The organism is Arthrobacter sp. PM3 (assembly GCF_003352915.1).
Classification (GTDB): domain Bacteria; phylum Actinomycetota; class Actinomycetes; order Actinomycetales; family Micrococcaceae; genus Arthrobacter.
In genome coordinates, this window is sequence record NZ_CP022314.1 from 3721443 (window position 1) to 3736914 (window position 15472).

Annotated in this window: 13 protein-coding genes; 4 read left to right on the forward strand and 9 right to left on the reverse strand. The window is 69.0% G+C overall.

The window, feature by feature from the left end; genetic code table 11:
• Positions 1–429: 429 nt before the first annotated feature.
• The 3 genes from CFN17_RS16960 to glgC form a co-directional block, all read right to left on the reverse strand.
• A complete protein-coding gene (locus CFN17_RS16960) occupies positions 430–897 on the reverse strand; it encodes a pyridoxamine 5'-phosphate oxidase family protein (protein ID WP_208748890.1) in 468 nt (155 codons plus the stop codon).
• An 85-nt stretch (positions 898–982) separates the two neighbouring features.
• A complete protein-coding gene (locus CFN17_RS16965; protein ID WP_261792248.1) occupies positions 983–2488 on the reverse strand; it encodes an SDR family oxidoreductase in 1506 nt (501 codons plus the stop codon).
• A 69-nt stretch (positions 2489–2557) separates the two neighbouring features.
• Positions 2558–3946 (reverse strand): glucose-1-phosphate adenylyltransferase, encoded by a 1389-nt coding sequence (gene glgC, locus CFN17_RS16970; RefSeq protein WP_208748891.1) that lies wholly within the window; start codon positions 3944–3946, stop codon positions 2558–2560.
• A gap of 102 nt (positions 3947–4048) precedes the next feature.
• Here glgC and glgA point away from each other — a divergent pair, with 102 nt between their 5' ends.
• Positions 4049–5257, forward strand: coding sequence for a glycogen synthase (gene glgA, locus CFN17_RS16975; protein ID WP_222612642.1), 1209 nt, complete (start codon positions 4049–4051; stop codon positions 5255–5257).
• 69 nt (positions 5258–5326) lie between these two features.
• Here glgA and CFN17_RS16980 read toward each other — a convergent pair whose 3' ends face one another.
• Positions 5327–7462, reverse strand: a complete 2136-nt coding sequence (locus CFN17_RS16980; RefSeq protein WP_208748893.1) for an acyl-CoA dehydrogenase — start codon at positions 7460–7462, stop codon at positions 5327–5329.
• A 27-nt stretch (positions 7463–7489) separates the two neighbouring features.
• Positions 7490–8236, reverse strand: coding sequence for a TetR/AcrR family transcriptional regulator (locus CFN17_RS16985; protein WP_261792249.1), 747 nt, complete (start codon positions 8234–8236; stop codon positions 7490–7492).
• Between the two features lie 61 nt (positions 8237–8297).
• On the opposite strand from CFN17_RS16985, the gene CFN17_RS16990 reads away from it, so the two are divergent.
• Genes CFN17_RS16990 through CFN17_RS17000 form a run of 3 tightly spaced genes read left to right on the forward strand, consistent with a single transcriptional unit; the run spans position 8298 to position 11963 of the window.
• Positions 8298–9701, forward strand: a complete 1404-nt coding sequence (locus CFN17_RS16990) for an acetyl-CoA C-acetyltransferase (protein ID WP_208748894.1) — start codon at positions 8298–8300, stop codon at positions 9699–9701.
• A 10-nt stretch (positions 9702–9711) separates the two neighbouring features.
• Positions 9712–11052 carry a 3-oxoacyl-ACP reductase gene (locus CFN17_RS16995; RefSeq protein ID WP_208748895.1) on the forward strand — a complete coding sequence of 447 codons (1341 nt, stop codon included), beginning with the start codon at positions 9712–9714 and terminating at the stop codon, positions 11050–11052.
• Positions 11049–11963 carry a MaoC/PaaZ C-terminal domain-containing protein gene (locus CFN17_RS17000; RefSeq protein ID WP_208748896.1) on the forward strand — a complete coding sequence of 305 codons (915 nt, stop codon included), beginning with the start codon at positions 11049–11051 and terminating at the stop codon, positions 11961–11963. The genes CFN17_RS16995 and CFN17_RS17000 overlap by 4 nt, the downstream gene beginning before the upstream one ends.
• Positions 11964–11984: 21 nt before the next feature.
• Here the strand turns inward: CFN17_RS17000 and CFN17_RS17005 are convergent, their stop codons facing one another.
• The 4 genes from CFN17_RS17005 to CFN17_RS17020 all read right to left on the reverse strand — a co-directional run bounded on the left by CFN17_RS17005 (position 11985) and on the right by CFN17_RS17020 (position 15445).
• Positions 11985–13052 (reverse strand): aromatic acid exporter family protein, encoded by a 1068-nt coding sequence (locus CFN17_RS17005; protein ID WP_395925447.1) that lies wholly within the window; start codon positions 13050–13052, stop codon positions 11985–11987.
• A gap of 161 nt (positions 13053–13213) precedes the next feature.
• Positions 13214–14281 (reverse strand): glutathione S-transferase family protein, encoded by a 1068-nt coding sequence (locus tag CFN17_RS17010; RefSeq protein WP_208748898.1) that lies wholly within the window; start codon positions 14279–14281, stop codon positions 13214–13216.
• Positions 14282–14311: 30 nt separating this feature from the next.
• Positions 14312–15082 (reverse strand): M50 family metallopeptidase, encoded by a 771-nt coding sequence (locus CFN17_RS17015; RefSeq protein WP_208748899.1) that lies wholly within the window; start codon positions 15080–15082, stop codon positions 14312–14314.
• 9 nt (positions 15083–15091) lie between these two features.
• A complete protein-coding gene (locus tag CFN17_RS17020) occupies positions 15092–15445 on the reverse strand; it encodes a TraR/DksA C4-type zinc finger protein (protein WP_208748900.1) in 354 nt (117 codons plus the stop codon).
• Between the last annotated feature and the right edge of the window lie 27 nt (positions 15446–15472).

Sequence of the window (15472 nt, forward strand, 5' to 3'; positions counted from 1 at the left end):
ACTACGCGCCCCGACGCGCATGCTCAGTCGTGACTACGCGCCCCGACGCGCATGCTCAGTCGTGACTACGCGCCCCCATGCGCATGCTCAGTTCCCGGGCCGTGCTTGGGGCATGCTCATTGGCCGGCGCCCTTCCCTCAGGGCATCCCCACTCCTAGGCCCCACGTTTGGAACATGCCCGTTCTTGGGTGCCTCCAGCGAGGAGCATGCTCATTTCCTGGCGCGGCCGGTGGGCATAGCGGCCCTATGTCCACTGCTTACGGTGACGACTGAGCATGTCCCGCGGTGAGGGGCGTCGCCGGCGGGAATTGAACCCCTCATGCACCCTGGCACCCTTCAATCCCGGCAACCCGCGGACTGCTGGCGCCCCCTCAACCCGGGCGCCAGCAGCACATGTCCTCCGCCGAGGGTGACCCCACGGCATGCTTCCTATTCGAATGTTGCCCGGCGCGGATCTGAGAGCCGGGTGGTCCACACGTCGGGCCTGTTGACCTTGAAGCGGCGGCCGGTCAGGGCCTTGGGGGCAACCCGCACATAGTACGCCTTCTCGCCGGGCTGCCACGGCTCCAGGAGAAGTGCGTCCACGGCGTCCTTCTCGTCCTGGTTTTCGATCAGTTCGGCCTCGCCGCGCGCCATCACACTCCACGCTGCCTCGTCATGGACGTCGTACCCGTCGATCTCGAACGCAACCGGTTTGGCCGTGATGGCGCCCCAGAGCTTCGTGCCGCCGGAGGTCCGGAACACGATAGCGCGGCGGTCAAGCACAAAGTTCACCGGAAAGATCTCCGGATGGCTGTCGACGATCAGCGCAACCCGCCCGACGGTTTCGGTGTCGAGCAGGACCCAGCATTGGTCCATGGTGAGCGAGTAATCGGGCGAGGGCGTGGTTGTATCCATGGTCAGCCACGTTACGGACCCGCCCGGACCCCGATTAGGGCCATAAGACCCTTACGACGGCGCAGCGACGCCGGCCGTAGGCCCGTCACCAGGGGCTGGGCTTGTAATCCTTCAGGAAGACGCCGTACTGGTCCTCGCCGGCCTCGCCCATCACGATGGGGTCGTAGACCCGGGCCGCGCCGTCGACCAGGTCCAGGGGTGCGTGGAAGCCTTCCTCCATGAGACGGACCTTCGTGTAGTGCGGCCGCTCGTCCGTGATCCAACCGGTATCCACCGCCGTCATCAGGATCCCGTCGGCGTCGAGCATCTCCTGGGCGCTGGTGCGCGTCATCATGTTCAGCGCCGCCTTGGCCATGTTGGTGTGCGGGTGGCCGGGGCCCTTGTAGGCCCGGGAGAACTGGCCCTCCATGGCGCTGACGTTGACGATGTACTTGCGCCGCGCAGTGGAGCGTTTCATGGCGCCGCGCAGCCTGCTCACGAGCAGGAAGGGGGCCGTCACGTTGCACAGCTGCACTTCGAGCATCTCCAGCGGGTCGACTTCGTCCACCACCTGGGTCCAGCTGTTGATGGTGGCGAGATCCGGCACCAGCCCGCCGGCGTCGATCGCGGTGCCCGCGGCGATCCGCTCCAGCGACGCGGAACCCGTGGACAGAGCCAGGGACGTGACGGCATCGCCGGCGAGCACGGGGTGCTCCAGGACGCTGCTGGCCAGGGCAAGCGGATGTTTGTCGTGCGCGTGGCCGAACGTCACGAGCTCGGGGCCGCCGTTGGCGGCCTGCAGCGCTGCGGGCAGCGGCTCGTCCTCGGCGTCGACCAGCGGCTTGTAGGCGTAGCCGGACCGGCGCACGGTCTGGGCGGCGTTATTGATGATGATGTCCAGCGGTCCTGCGGCGTCGAGGGAGTCCGTCAGGGCCATCACCTGGGACGGGTCGCGGAGGTCGATGCCCACAATCCGGAGCCGGTGCAACCACTCGGCGCTGTCCTCCATGGCCGCGAAGCGACGCGCGGCGTCCTTGGGAAAACGGGTGGTGATGGTGGTGTGGGCGCCGTCCCGGAGGAGCCGCAGGGCAATGTACATGCCGATTTTCGCCCGGCCGCCGGTCAGCAGCGCCCTGCGGCCGGTCAGGTCGGTGCGGGCATCGCGCTTGCTGTGGCTGAACAGGGCGCACTCGGGGCACAGCTGGTGATAGAAGGCATCCACCTGGGTGTAGTGCTGCTTGCAGATGTAGCACGGGCGTGACCTGATCAGGTGTCCCGCGATCTCGCCGGTGGCGGACGGGGCGAGCTTGTTGCCGCGCGTCTCGTCGTCGATCCTGTCGGGGGCCGCGGTCGCCGTCTGCGCGATCACGGCCCGGTCCGCCTCCGCGATCTCATCCCGCTTCGTGACCCGCCGGTGGCGCTTCACGGCCTTGAACATCTTGCCGGTGGCGCGGCGCACCGAGACGTAGTCCGGGTGCTCCTCGTCGTAGGCGTGAATGGTGTTCAGGACCTTCAGGCAGGCCCGGATTTCCTCCGCGGTCAGCTCGGCATCGGCCGAACCTGCGCCCTGGTCGGCAGACGGAAGATCGGAGGACAGATCGGGGGAGCTCATTGTCCCAATTTTACAGGGTGGCGGGGGCCCGGTCCGACGCCGGTGCCGGGCCCCCGCAACCCCGCCGCGTCAGGCGGTGGTCGAGTGCGTTCCCTGCGCATCCGCGGCGCCGGCATCGGCTTCGCGCAGCGACCGCCACTCCTCGCTGACGGCACGGACGGCGTCCGGCACGACGCGAAGGTGCGCAGCGGACAGTGTGCGCTCTGTGTCCGAGGGTTCCGGCACCAGCTGCCCCTTGGACAGGACCGTGATCCCGGATTCGGTGACCTTGAACCCACGTGCCCGGTCCAGCTCGGCGTCCAGGCCGATCGCGGCTCCGGCGGGAATCCTGACGTTCTTGTCGATGATGGCGCGCTTGATGACCGCGCCCTCGCCGACGTTGACCTTGTCCATCAGGACCGAGTCGAGGACCCTGCTCGCGTTGCCGACATAGACATCGTTGGAGAGCACGGAGCCCTCCACAATGCCGCCCGAAACGACGACGCCGCTGGCCACGATGGAATCCAGGGCCGTGCCGACGGAGTTGGACTGCCCGCGGACAAACTTGGCCGGTGGCGAGATGCTCTGGCGCGTGTAGATCGGCCACTCGGAGTTGTACAGGTTGAACACCGGGACGGGGGAGATCAGGTCCATGTGCGCGTCGTAGAACGAATCGATGGTGCCGACGTCCCGCCAGTAGGTGCGGTCCCGGTCCGTGGAGCCGGGGATGTCATTCAGGGTGAAGTCGTAGACGCCGGCCTCGCCCTTGCTGACGAAGTAGGGAATGATGTCCCCGCCCATGTCGTGCTTGGTGTCCAGACGCTCGGCATCGACGTGCAGGGCCTCGACCAGGGCGTCGGCGTCGAAGACGTAGTTGCCCATGGAGGCAAGGAACTGGGTGGGGTCCGCGGCCAGCCCGGGTGTTGAGGACGGCTTCTCGACGAAGGCGTGGATCCTGTCCGGGTTGTCCTGGTCCGTTTCGATGACGCCGAACTGGTTCGCCATGTTCAGCGGCTGGCGGACGGCGGCGACGGTGGCCTTGGCGCCGCTGCGCACGTGCTGCTCGACCATCTGGGAGAAATCCATGCGGTACACGTGGTCGGCGCCGACCACGACGACGATGTCCGGGTTGGCATCGTGGATCAGGTTCAGGGACTGGTAGATGGCGTTGGCGCTGCCCAGGAACCAGCTCTTGCCGACGCGCTGCTGCGCCGGCACCGACGCGACATAATTGCCCAGCTGGGTGGACATGCGCCATGTTTCGGAAATATGACGGTCGAGGCTGTGCGACTTGTATTGCGTCAATACCACAATTTGCAGATACCGGGAATTCACCAGGTTGGAAAGGGCAAAGTCAATGAGCCGGTAACTCCCGGCAAATGGCACGCCCGGCTTGGCCCGGTCTGCCGTCAATGGCATAAGCCGGTTTCCCTCGCCACCTGCGAGGACAATTGCCAAGACTTTCTTCTGATGCGGCATAGTGATCGCTCCTGAACGCCTTCGTTACTCCCCAAAACAGTCCGGCAAGCCCGGACGTCTTCACACTAGATCAGTTCCACCGTAACGACTACCTTGGTGCATGTGCGAATAGACATTGTGACCAAAGAATTCCCGCCGGAAATCTACGGCGGCGCCGGCGTCCACGTGGCCGAACTCAGCAGGGTCCTGGCTGGCCGGGTGGACCTGAAGGTGCGTGCCTTCGGCGCGCCCCGCGACCCCGACTATCACGGAGCGGCGGTCACGTCCTATGCCGTGCCGGACGACCTGGGTCCTGCCAATGCGGCCATCCAGACACTGGGGGTGGACCTGAGGATCGTTCCGGACATCGCCGGCGCGGACCTGGTGCATTCCCACACCTGGTACGCGAACATGGCCGGACACATCGCGTCCCTCCTGCACGGGATCCCGCATGTGCTCAGCGCCCACAGCCTGGAGCCGCTGCGCCCGTGGAAGGCCGAACAGCTCGGCGGCGGCTACGCCGTGTCCTCCTGGGTGGAGAAGACCGCCTACGAGGCGGCCGCCGCCATCATCGCCGTCTCGGAAGGCATGCGGCAGGACATCCTGCGCAGCTACCCGGACGTCGACCCGGCCAAGGTCAAGGTGGTCCACAACGGCATCGACGTCAGCCTGTGGAACCGGGACGAGGGCGAGGACGTGGTCCGCGGCCTCGGGATTGACCCGGCGCTGCCAAGCGTGGTGTTCGTCGGCCGCAACACGCGGCAGAAAGGTGTTCCCTACCTGCTCCGCGCCGCCGCGAAGCTGCCGGCCGACGTCCAGCTGGTGCTGTGCCTCGGCGCCGCCGACACCCCGGAACTGGCGGCCGAGACCGCGCGGCTCATCGAGGATCTGCAGAGCCGGCGTACCGGGGTGATCGTGGTGGAGCGGATGCTGCCCCGCAACGAGCTCATCCAGGTCCTCAGCCACGCCACGGCGTTCGCCTGCCCGTCCATCTACGAGCCGCTGGGCATCGTGAACCTGGAGGCGATGGCGTGCGGCGCTGCCGTGGTGGCCAGCGCCACCGGCGGCATCCCGGAGGTCGTGGATCACGGCGTGACCGGGCTGCTTGTCGAGCTGGAGCAGGTCACCGACGGCACGGGCACCCCGCTTGATCCGGAGAAGTTCGTCTCCGAGTTCGCCGCCGCGCTGACCGAGGTCGTCTCCGATCCGGCCAGGGCCCGGGCCATGGGGGCCGCCGGCCGGCGCCGGGCCGAGGACCACTTCTCCTGGGAGTCCATCACCGAAACGACGCTGGAGGTCTACCGCTCGGTCCTGCCGGACCCGGTGTCCTGACCCACGACCCGTTGACGCACGACGGCGCCGCTCCCGGCCAAGGGGGCGGCGCCGTCGTGCGTTCCAGGCTCAGGCGCGCGCGGCTTTGCCCTGCAGCGCGGTACGGGCGATCAGAATCTTCTCATCCAGCGGCGCCTCTCCGCTGGCCCGCTGCGCCCGGGAATACGCCCGGGCCTCGTCCTGGCGGATCTTCTCCGCGCCGGTGGAGATCTCGGCCCGGAGGTGCTCCGGCCCGTAGCCGAAGGCGTCCACGAGATCCACGGCGTGCGGGCGGATCTTGACCAAAAGCCGGTTGATGTACTCGCCCACGGTGCGTCCGCGCTGCATCGACAGCCGGCCGTTCATGAGGTACCAGGCGAGGTGCTTTTCGATCAGCGACAGGCCGAAGAGATCGCGGAGCCAGGTCAGGACCCTGCGGGTCCCGGGGTCGGTCACCGTGCCGAGCGCGTCGGTGAAGGCTTCCCACTGCAACAGTTCCGCATGGGCCTGGGCGGCCTCGATGAGCTCGTGCTGGTGGGCGTTGAACACGGCCGCGCCCTGCTCCTGCGGAAGCCGGCCGGCGCCCTTGAGCGCCGCCCCGGCCTGCGCCACCATGGTCTGCACCCGGTCCGTCAGCAGGGCGCGCTGGCCCGCTTCGTCGCGGATGGCGATGGCCGCCTTCTGCACCGAACCGGTGTCCGCCACGAACTGCGCCACCTGGCGCAGCCCGCTGCGGTGCAGTGCGGTGCCCGTGGCCTGGTTGACGACGTACCGGGCCAGGACACCGACGTTGACGTTACGGAATTCCTTGGCGTAGTCGGCGAGCAGGCGCTTGGCGACGAGCTGCAGCAGCACCGTGTTGTCACCCTCGAACGTCACATAGACGTCGAGGTCAGCGCGCAGCGACGCAAAGCGGTTCTCGATCAGGAAGCCGGCGCCGCCGCAGGCCTCGCGGCATTCCTGGAGGGTGTCCAGGGCATGCCAGGTGCTCAGCGGCTTCAGCGCCGCGGCCAGGGTCTCGAGGTCCTGGCGGTCCTCGTCGGTGTCGTGCCGGCCGGAGAAGACGTCGTCGAACTTCTCCAGCAGCTGCTCGTGCGCGAAGCTGGCCGCATATGTCGTTGCGAGCCGGGTGAAGAGGCGCCGCTGGTGACGCTGGTAGTCCAGCAGGACCTCTTCGTCGGTCTGCGAGGAGGCAGTGAACTGCCGCCGCTCGGTGGCGTACTGGATGGCGGTCTTGAGCGCGAGTTTGGAGGCGGCCACGGCGGCGCCGTCCAGGGAGACCCGGCCCTGGACGAGGGTGCCGAGCATGGTGAAGAAGCGCCGGCCGGGGCTGGCGATGGGGGAGGAGTAGTTGCCTTCGGCGTCGACGTCGCCGTAGCGGTTGAGCAGGTTGGTGCGCGGAATGCGGACGTTCGTGAAATGCAGCCGGCCGTTGTCGATGCCGTTCAGGCCGCCCTTGACGCCGTCGTCCTCGCCGCCGATGCCGGGCAGGAACTCCTTGGTACCGGGGTCGCGCAGGTCCAGGTAGAAAGCGTGCACGCCGTGGTTGACGCCCCGGGTCACGAGCTGGGCAAACACGACGGCGCCCAGGCCGTCGATCGCGGCATTGCCGATGTAGTCCTTCCAAGCCGCCCGGAAGGGCGTGTGGATCACGAATTCCTCGGAGGCCGGGTCATAGGTGGCCGTCGTGGCGATACTGGCCACATCCGAGCCGTGCCCGGTCTCGGTCATGGCGAAGCAGCCGGGGATGGCCAGGCTCATGATGCCCGGCAGCCACTTCCTGTGGTGGTCCTCGGTGCCCAGATGCATCACGGCCGAGCCGAAGAGGCCCCACTGCACGCCGGCCTTGATCTGCAGCGACGGATCGGCGGTGACCAGTTCCTCGAACCCGGCGATGTTGCCGCCATGGTCATCGGCGCCGCCCAGCGCGGCGGGAAAGGCCCGGTGCACGGCGTTGTTGCGCACCAGAAGTTCCAGCTGCCCGAAGGCGCGCCGCCGGTGTTCGGTGTGGGTGAGGCCCTCGATCTTGTGCAGCTCCGGCCGGCCGGAAACGTCCCGCGCGTGCCGGCGCACGTCGGCCCACTTGCCCAGCAGCTGTTCGCCCAGGGCCGCGACGTCGACGGCGGGCAACCCGGCACTGCCGGGTCGGCCGGCTGCCGCAGCGGCTCCGGGAGTTGCGGTGCGGCCGGGCGCGGCGCTGGCGGTACGGTCGGCTAGTTCAGTCATGTCGATTCCTTCGTTGGTTCTGACAATTCAGTTCTGCGGGTCCGGCTGCTTCGGGGGCGACTGCAGTTCGGGGGCGATCCCGAAGCAGAGCCAGTCCGTGATCTGCCGCGCCATGGCCTCCTGGTCCGGCTTGGCGGGTCCGGGCGGGCTGGCGAGCCATTGCTCTCCGGCATTGCGGACCAGCCCGATCGCGGCATTGGGCCAGTAGCCGATCACGGCTTCCTTGTCCGGGCCGCCGCCCAGGTGGCTGCGCATGGGGCGGGCAATCATGTCGCTGATGGCGGCGAAGAAGTGGCTCAGCGCTCCCGCCGTGGCCATCGACGGGCCTGCCACTTCCGTGTCCCCCGGGGCGTGCCGGGTCACGAAGGCGTAGACGTTCGGGCTGGTTTCCGCCATCTGCAGATAGGCGGAGACCATGGCGAACAGTCCTTCCCGTGGTGTCTGGGCGTTCTGGGCGGCGTCCTGGATGCGGCGCTGCATCTGGCCCAGGACCACTTCGCCGACCGCCTGCTGGAGGCCGGCCTTGTCGCCGAAATACCGGTAGAAGACCGATTTCGACGTTCCCGCGGCCACGGCGATGTCCTCCATGGACGCCTCACTGCCCAGTGCATGGACTGCCATCCGGGCGGACTTGATCAGTTCGCGGCGGCGCTGCTCGCGGTGGGACTGCCAGCGGGAGGCCCGGCCGTCGACGGCGGGACCGCCGGCGTCCTTGCCCGCGGCCTGCCCGGGGTGCGCAGCGGCCGCCGGCGGACGTGCTTCGGGGGTGTTCACGATACTCAGCGTATCAGGTACGCTGGGTATCGGTAACCGCATTGATCGAAGGAGACAGCCCATGTCCGTCAACGGACAGTCAGTACCCGGACCCCAGGAACCTGTGACCGCGCCGCCCGCCGCACCGTCCGCCGCAGGCCGGGCACCGAAGGCCGGTGCAGCCGAGTCGCAGTTCCGCAAGGCCGTGGTGGTGGGCGGGAACCGCATCCCGTTCGCCCGGACCGGCGGGGCGTACACCAAGTCCTCCAACCAGGACATGCTCACCGCCGCCCTGGACGGACTGATCGCCCGCTTCGGCCTCCAGGATGAACGGATCGGGGAAGTTGCTGCCGGCGCCGTCCTCAAGCACTCCCGGGACTTCAATCTCACCCGGGAAGCAGTCCTCGGCTCACCCCTGTCGGCCGAGACCCCGGCCTACGACCTCCAGCAGGCCTGCGCCACCGGCCTGGAGACGGTCCTCGGCCTGGCCAACAAGATCAAGCTGGGCCAGATCGATTCGGCGATCGCCGGCGGCGTCGATTCCGCCTCCGACGCCCCCATTGCCGTCAGCGAGGGCCTGCGCGAGGTTCTCCTGGACCTGAACCGGGCCAAGACGGTCTCCCGGAAGCTGCAGGTCCTCAGCCGGCTCCGGCCCAAGGACCTGGCCCCGGACGCCCCGAACACGGGGGAGCCGCGGACCGGACTGTCGATGGGCGAGCACCAGGCGCTGACCACCGCGCAGTGGAAGATCACCCGCGAAGCCCAGGACGAACTGGCCTTCAACAGCCACCAAAACCTGGCCGCCGCCTACGACGCCGGCTTCTTCGATGACCTCATCACCCCGTACCGGGGCCTGAGCCGGGACTCCAACCTGCGGGCCGATACGAGCCTGGAGAAACTGGCCGCCCTCAAGCCCGTCTTCGGCAAGAACCTGGGCGCCGAAGCGACCATGACCGCCGGTAACTCCACTCCGCTGACGGACGGCGCCTCCACGGTGCTGCTCGCGTCCGAGGAATGGGCGGACGCCCACGACCTCCCCAAGCTGGCCGCCGTGGTGGACGGCGAGGCTGCCGCCGTCGACTTCGTCCACGGCAAGGACGGGCTCCTCATGGCACCGGCGTTCGCGGTGCCCCGGCTGCTGGCGCGGCTCAACCTGACCTTCGACGACATCGACTTCTTTGAGATCCACGAGGCCTTCGCCGGCACGGTGCTCAGCACGCTCGCCGCCTGGGAGGACGAAGAGTTCGGCCGCACCCGGCTGGGCCTGGACGGCGCATTCGGCAGCGTCGACCGGTCCAAGCTGAACGTCAACGGCTCATCGCTGGCCGCGGGGCACCCGTTTGCCGCCACGGGCGGGCGGATCGTGGCGTCCCTGGCGAAGATGCTGTACGACAAGGGCCAGGTGGACGGGCGGCCGGCCCGGGGCCTGGTCTCCATCTGCGCCGCCGGCGGCCAGGGCGTCGTCGCCGTTCTCGAAGCACTCTAGGGGGACCGCCATGAGTGACAAATACACACGCCTCGTCAGCCACGGGCTCGGCAAGGACATCGCCAGGAAACTCGGGCTTCCGCAGCCGGTGGTGCTCCGCCGCCACCAGCCCGGCCGCCCCCTCATCGAAGGCCCCGTCCTGGTCCAGGGCTCCACCGCCGGCGCCGACGATCTCGCCGCGACCCTCCTGGCCTGGAACCTCGACGTCCGCCGGCACGCGATCCCGAAGGAAAAGCTGGGCGCGATCATCCTGGTGCTGGACGGGCTGGCGCGGCCCGAAGACCTGGAAAAGCCGGTCCTGACGGCGGCCGCCTCGCTGCGTGACCTTGCCCCGAATGCCCGCGTCATCACCGTGTCCCGCACGACGGACTCCGCCACGGACCCGGCCGCGGCCGCGGCCCGGCAGGGCGTCGACGGCCTCCTGCGGTCACTGGCGAAGGAGCTGCGCGCCGGCGCCACCGGAAACGGCATCCTGCTCGCCGACGGCGCAGACACCACCAGCCCCGCCACCCTGGGGGCGTTGCGGTTCTTCCTCTCGGGCCGCTCCGCGTTCGTGGACGGGCAGTTCCTCACTGTCTCCTCCGTCGCCGGGCAGCTGCCCGCCGACGCCGAAAAGCCGCTGGCCGGCAAGGTCGCCGTCGTGACCGGCGCCGCCCGGGGCATCGGGGCCGCGATCGCCCGCACCCTGTACCGCGACGGCGCCACGCTGATCGTCGTCGACATCCCGGCCGCAGGCGACCACCTCGCCGAGGTCGCCAACGAGGTCCACGGCACAGCCCTGCAGCTGGACATCAGCCGCGACGACGCCGGGCGGCGGATCATCGAGCACGCTGCGGCCAGGCACGGCCGGCTGGACATCGTGATCCACAATGCCGGGATCACCCGGGACAAGCTCCTGGCCAACATGGATGCCGCCCGCTGGAACGCCGTGATCGGGGTCAATATCGCCGCCCAGCTGCGGATCAACGAGGCCCTGCTGGCCTCGGAGCATTTCCGCGGCGCCCCCCGGATCGTGTCCGTGGCGTCCACCAGCGGCATCGCCGGCAACCGCGGCCAGACCAACTATGCCGCGTCCAAGGGCGGCGTGATCGGCATGGTCCGCGCCACGGCGCCGCTCATCGGCGCGCACGGCGGATCCATCAATGCGGTCGCTCCCGGCTTCATTGAAACGGAGATGACCGCACGGATCCCCTTTGCCACCCGTGAAGTCGCACGCCGGCTCAACTCCCTGCAGCAGGGCGGCCGGCCGGAGGACGTCGCCGAGGCCATCGCGTTCCTGGCCAGCGACGCCGCCGGCGGAATTTCCGGGGAGGTGCTGCGCGTCTGCGGGCAGAACCTGGTGGGGGCATGAGCCGCCCCCAGACCGTCATCCTGGGCGAGATGCCGTCCTTGTCCAAGCTTTACGTCAACGCCGCTGCCACCGCAGCCCGACGCCGGGTCCTGGGCACGCACGGAGGCGCCGACCTGCCCCCGTTCACCCATGAGGTCCGCGGCGTGCGGGCGGACGTGGCCAACCTGACGGCGTACCAGCACCTGATCGGCGAGACCGCGAGCGACATCCTGCCCGCCGGGTTCATCCATGCGCTGGCTTTTCCGCTGGCCATGAGCGTCATGAACCGGGACGATTTTCCGTTGCCGCTGCTCGGCATGATCCACCTGACCAACAAGGTGGTGCAGTCGGCCCCGGTCATGTTCACCGAGGCCCTGGACATCCGGGCACGGGTGGACAATCTGCGGGGTCACCGGGCCGGCACCCAGCTCGACGTCGTGGCGGAGGTCCGGGCCGCAGGGCACGACGCCGTCCGCTGGCACGGCGTCTCGACCTACCTGGCCAAGGGCGTCTTCCTTCCCGGGATCGACAAGCCCTCCGTGCCGGTGACGCCGCCGCCGTTCTCGGCCCCGGACCCCACGGCCCTGTGGCAGCTGGGCGTGGATACCGGACGTGCTTACGCCGCCGTGTCCGGCGACTTCAATCCCATCCACCTGAGCGTCCTGACCGCCAAGGCCCTCGGGCTGCGGCGCTCCCTCGCCCACGGCATGTACCTGGCCTCGCGTGCGCTGGCCGACGTCGGCGCCGTCAAGGGGGACGCGTTCAGCTGGGAGGTGGCGTTCGAGGCCCCGGTGTTCCTGCCGGCCAGGGTGGCGCTGGACATCAGCACCGTACAGGCCGACGGCGGCGCCTGGCAGCGTTCGGACTATGTGGCGTGGAACCCGCTGTCCGGCCGCCGGCACTTCAGCGGCACCGTGGCGGCGCCGGCCTAGGCGAATTGCTGAGGGAACTGCTCAGGCCGGGTGCTTCACCACCCGCAGCATCCGGTGCAGGCTCACGAGGATGGATTCCACCGCGCTGGCCGCACCAACGGGGCGCGGTTCGGAGGCGAGCCTGGCGGTGAGGCTGTCGATCGCCGCGTCGGCGGCTGCGGAAAGCTCGGCCTGGCGTTCCGGCTGGTCCTCTTCCGTGGCCCGCAGCACGTCGCCGACGGCGGACACGGCATCGCCGAGCGGCTCCGTGTACTCGTCGGGCACCACGAAGGGGGCGTCCTCGGCCCAGATCACGTCCGAGAGGACCTGGGTGACGTCCTGGACGTGAAACGTAAGCCGCTCGAGGTCCCGCAGGTTCCGGTAGTCGCGGTCCATGTCGCGCGGGTGCAGGTGGCGCCGGGGATTGGCCCGCCGGCTTGCGTCGGCCTTCTCGACGGCGAACCGCACCGAGCGGGCGTGCGCGGCCAGCGCCTCGGAGCGGCGGGACCAATCGACGTGCTCCGGCGGCCAGCTCTCCTTGAGGGCCTTGCCCATGTCCCAGAGCTGCTGGGCGAGGGCCTGGCGCAGTTCGGCGATGCTCAGGGCCGCGGCCCGGAAGTGCAGCGGCGGGAACACCAGAAGGTTGACGACGATCCCCACCGTGACGCCGACCCCCATTTGGAAGAGGTAGCCGAACGAGAACGTGTCCGGGTTGTGGCCGCCGACCAGCAGGACCAGGAGCGCCGCCGTCGGGATCCAGTCCCGGCCCGAACCGATCTTCGGCAGTCCGGCCAGGATGACCCCCACGCCCATGACCACCGCGACTGTCACCGGGGACGGCTGGCCCAGGCTGAACAGCACGAACGCCAGCCCCACCCCGATCGCGAGCCCCACGAGCGTCTGCAGGCCCTGCCGCATGGATCCGGCGACGTTCTCATACATGGCCACCAGGGCGCCAAGCGGAGCGTAATACGGGTATTCAGCGGCGGAGCCGGGCATATAGGGCGCTATCGCGAAGGCAATGCCCGCCGCAATCGCCGCTTTCAGGGCCAGTTGGAGCCGCGGCCACAGCACGGCCGCGGCGACCGCGCTGCCCGCGGAGCGGGACAATCTGAGCAGGCGGGAGGGGGGTCGGGCGGTTGTCTTTTCACGGGTGACCATCCCGGTTCACCCTAGGGCGGGGGAATTGCTGCGACAAATGGACGAAAGCCGGCTCTGCCGGAACCAGATACTGCCGGAATCAGATGCAGCCGGAATCAGATACAGCCGGGTCAGGCTGCCCCGTGCCCCGGGGTAACCTCCTCACCGGCGCGGACCGGGCCCGGCGGGGTGCCGTCGCCGAACGGCCGGCCGCCGAGTGATTCGCGGCCGTGCGTTGAGAGCCAGCCGGCGAGTTCCGGTCCTTTCGGAACGATCCCGGTCGGATTGATGTCCTCGTGGACGATGTAATAGTGCTGCTTGATCTGCACGAAGTCGATGGTGTCGCCGAACCCCGGGGTCTGGAAGAGGTCACGGGCGTAGGCCCAGAGCACGGGCATTTCGCTGAGCTTGTTCCGGTTGCATTTGAAGTGGCCGTGGTAGACGGCGTCGAAGCGGACCAGCGTGGTGAAGAGCCGGACGTCGGCCTCGGTAATGGTCTCGCCCACCAGGTACCGCTGCCCGGAGAGGCGTTCCTCCAGCCAGTCCAGGGCCGTCCACAGCCGGTCGTAGGCGGCATCGTAGGACTCCTGGGACCCGGCGAAACCGCAGCGGTAAACGCCGTTGTTGACTTCGGTGAAGACGCGCTTGTTGACTGCGTCGATCTCCGCCCTGAGGTGCTCCGGGTACAGCTCCGGAGCGCCGGGCCGGTGGTAGCCGGTCCATTCCGTGGAGAAGTCCAGCGTGATCTGGGGGAAGTTGTTGGTCACCACCTGGCCGGTGGGGACGTCCACGACCGCCGGAACGGTGATCCCGCGCGGGTAGTCGGGGAAGCGGCGGAAGTAGGCGTCCTGGATGCGCTCGATCCCGAGGACGGGGTCCACGCCGTCCGGGTCGAGGTCGAATGTCCAGGATCGGGAGTCGTGGGTGGGTCCGGGCTGGCCGAGGGAGATGACGTCCTCCAAGCCCAGGAGCCGCCGCACGATCACGGTGCGGTTGGCCCACGGGCAGGCGCGCGCCGCGATGAGGCGGTAACGGCCAGGCTCCACAGGCCAGCCGGGCTCGCCATTGTTGCCGGGAGCGCCGTCCCGGGTGATCCGGTCCTCAATGTAATTGGTGTCCCGGGTGAATTCCGCACCACCGGTCACGTAGGCGCCTTTGGTGCTGAATCCGGGATCGTCGGTGTGGGTTGTCTGGCTCATGGTCCCAGCCTAAGGCCGGGACTCGGGCTGTCAGAACAGGGCAGCGAACACCGGCGCCATCGGCTGCCAGGCAAACCACCAGGCACCGGCCACGACCGCGGCGAAGAGCGCGATCCACAGCGGGGCGGGCACCGCCGTGGCCCGGGCAAGTAAGTACGCGTCCGACGTCGGGAGCCGGTCACGGTGCCGCAGGTGGACGTTGGCCAGTTTGCCCAGGTCCCGGACGGCGGCGACCAGAAGCGCCAGTCCCAGCACGATCATGACGTGCCCGATGAATGCCGGCGGCACAAACAGCACCAGGAGCGCCGCGGCCAGCACGGCGGCAGCGGTGATCAGCAGGCCCGCTCCGTTGCGGAGGAACAGCAACGATGCCAGGAGCACCAGCGTGCCCACGGACATCGCCGCGGGGCCCCAGCCGTTGAAACCGCACCACACCATCACGGCGCCGACGACGGCGGGCACGGGATAGCCCCAGAACGTGGACCAGGCCGCGGAGGCCTTGCTCCTGCTGTAGGTCGTGGTGGTGCCGGAGTGGTCCAGGCCCAGCCGGATGCCGCCGAGCCGCTGGCCCGTGGTGACGGCCGCGAAGGCGTGGCCCAGTTCGTGGGTGACGGTGGCGAGCAGGCCGAAGTAGCGCCAACTGGCACGCGGCAGGCAGAGCGCGACAGCGACGCCGACCACCAGCAGCAGTTCGGTACCGGTGACCACGGGTGCAGGGGCGTGGCTGAAGCCGCCCACGACCCGCTGCCACCACGTGCCGGCGAGGTCGTCCGCCGCGAGGACTGTCAATGCGAGGCCCATACCCGGCGGCTACGCCTTCCCGGCAGAGTGCCGGATGCAGTAGGGGGTCCACGGCCTGGCGCCGAGCCGGCCCTCGGCGATCGGGCCGCCGCACACTTCACACACCCCGTAGCTACCGGCGTCGATCCGGGCCAAGGCCGCCTCGATCTGCGCGAGCCCGGCCTTGCTCTGCTCGAGCAGGGCCGAGGCCTGGGAGAGCTCGAAGGCGATCGTCGCGCCCTCCGGATCGTGCTCGTCGTCGACGTTGGAATCCTGCCGGGCGGCATTGACCGAGGTGATGTCCCGGCGGAGGGCGGGCAACAGGGCGAGCTTCCGGTCGCGCTCCTGAGTGAGGAGGATCCGGAACCGTTCAACGTCAACCATAGGGTCCAAGGCTAGCGCGGGCCCTGT

What these genes read in the sequence shown, in the direction of transcription:
- CFN17_RS16960 (WP_208748890.1), bottom strand. Translation starts at nt 897, where the DNA reads ATGGATACAACCACGCCCTCGCCCGATTACTCGCTCACCATGGACCAA.
- CFN17_RS16965 (WP_261792248.1), bottom strand. Translation starts at nt 2,488, where the DNA reads ATGAGCTCCCCCGATCTGTCCTCCGATCTTCCGTCTGCCGACCAGGGC.
- glgC (WP_208748891.1), bottom strand. Translation starts at nt 3,946, where the DNA reads ATGCCGCATCAGAAGAAAGTCTTGGCAATTGTCCTCGCAGGTGGCGAG.
- CFN17_RS16980 (WP_208748893.1), bottom strand. Translation starts at nt 7,462, where the DNA reads ATGACTGAACTAGCCGACCGTACCGCCAGCGCCGCGCCCGGCCGCACC.
- CFN17_RS16990 (WP_208748894.1), top strand. Translation starts at nt 8,298, where the DNA reads ATGTCCGTCAACGGACAGTCAGTACCCGGACCCCAGGAACCTGTGACC.
- CFN17_RS16995 (WP_208748895.1), top strand. Translation starts at nt 9,712, where the DNA reads ATGAGTGACAAATACACACGCCTCGTCAGCCACGGGCTCGGCAAGGAC.
- CFN17_RS17000 (WP_208748896.1), top strand. Translation starts at nt 11,049, where the DNA reads ATGAGCCGCCCCCAGACCGTCATCCTGGGCGAGATGCCGTCCTTGTCC.
- CFN17_RS17010 (WP_208748898.1), bottom strand. Translation starts at nt 14,281, where the DNA reads ATGAGCCAGACAACCCACACCGACGATCCCGGATTCAGCACCAAAGGC.
- CFN17_RS17015 (WP_208748899.1), bottom strand. Translation starts at nt 15,082, where the DNA reads ATGGGCCTCGCATTGACAGTCCTCGCGGCGGACGACCTCGCCGGCACG.
- CFN17_RS17020 (WP_208748900.1), bottom strand. Translation starts at nt 15,445, where the DNA reads ATGGTTGACGTTGAACGGTTCCGGATCCTCCTCACTCAGGAGCGCGAC.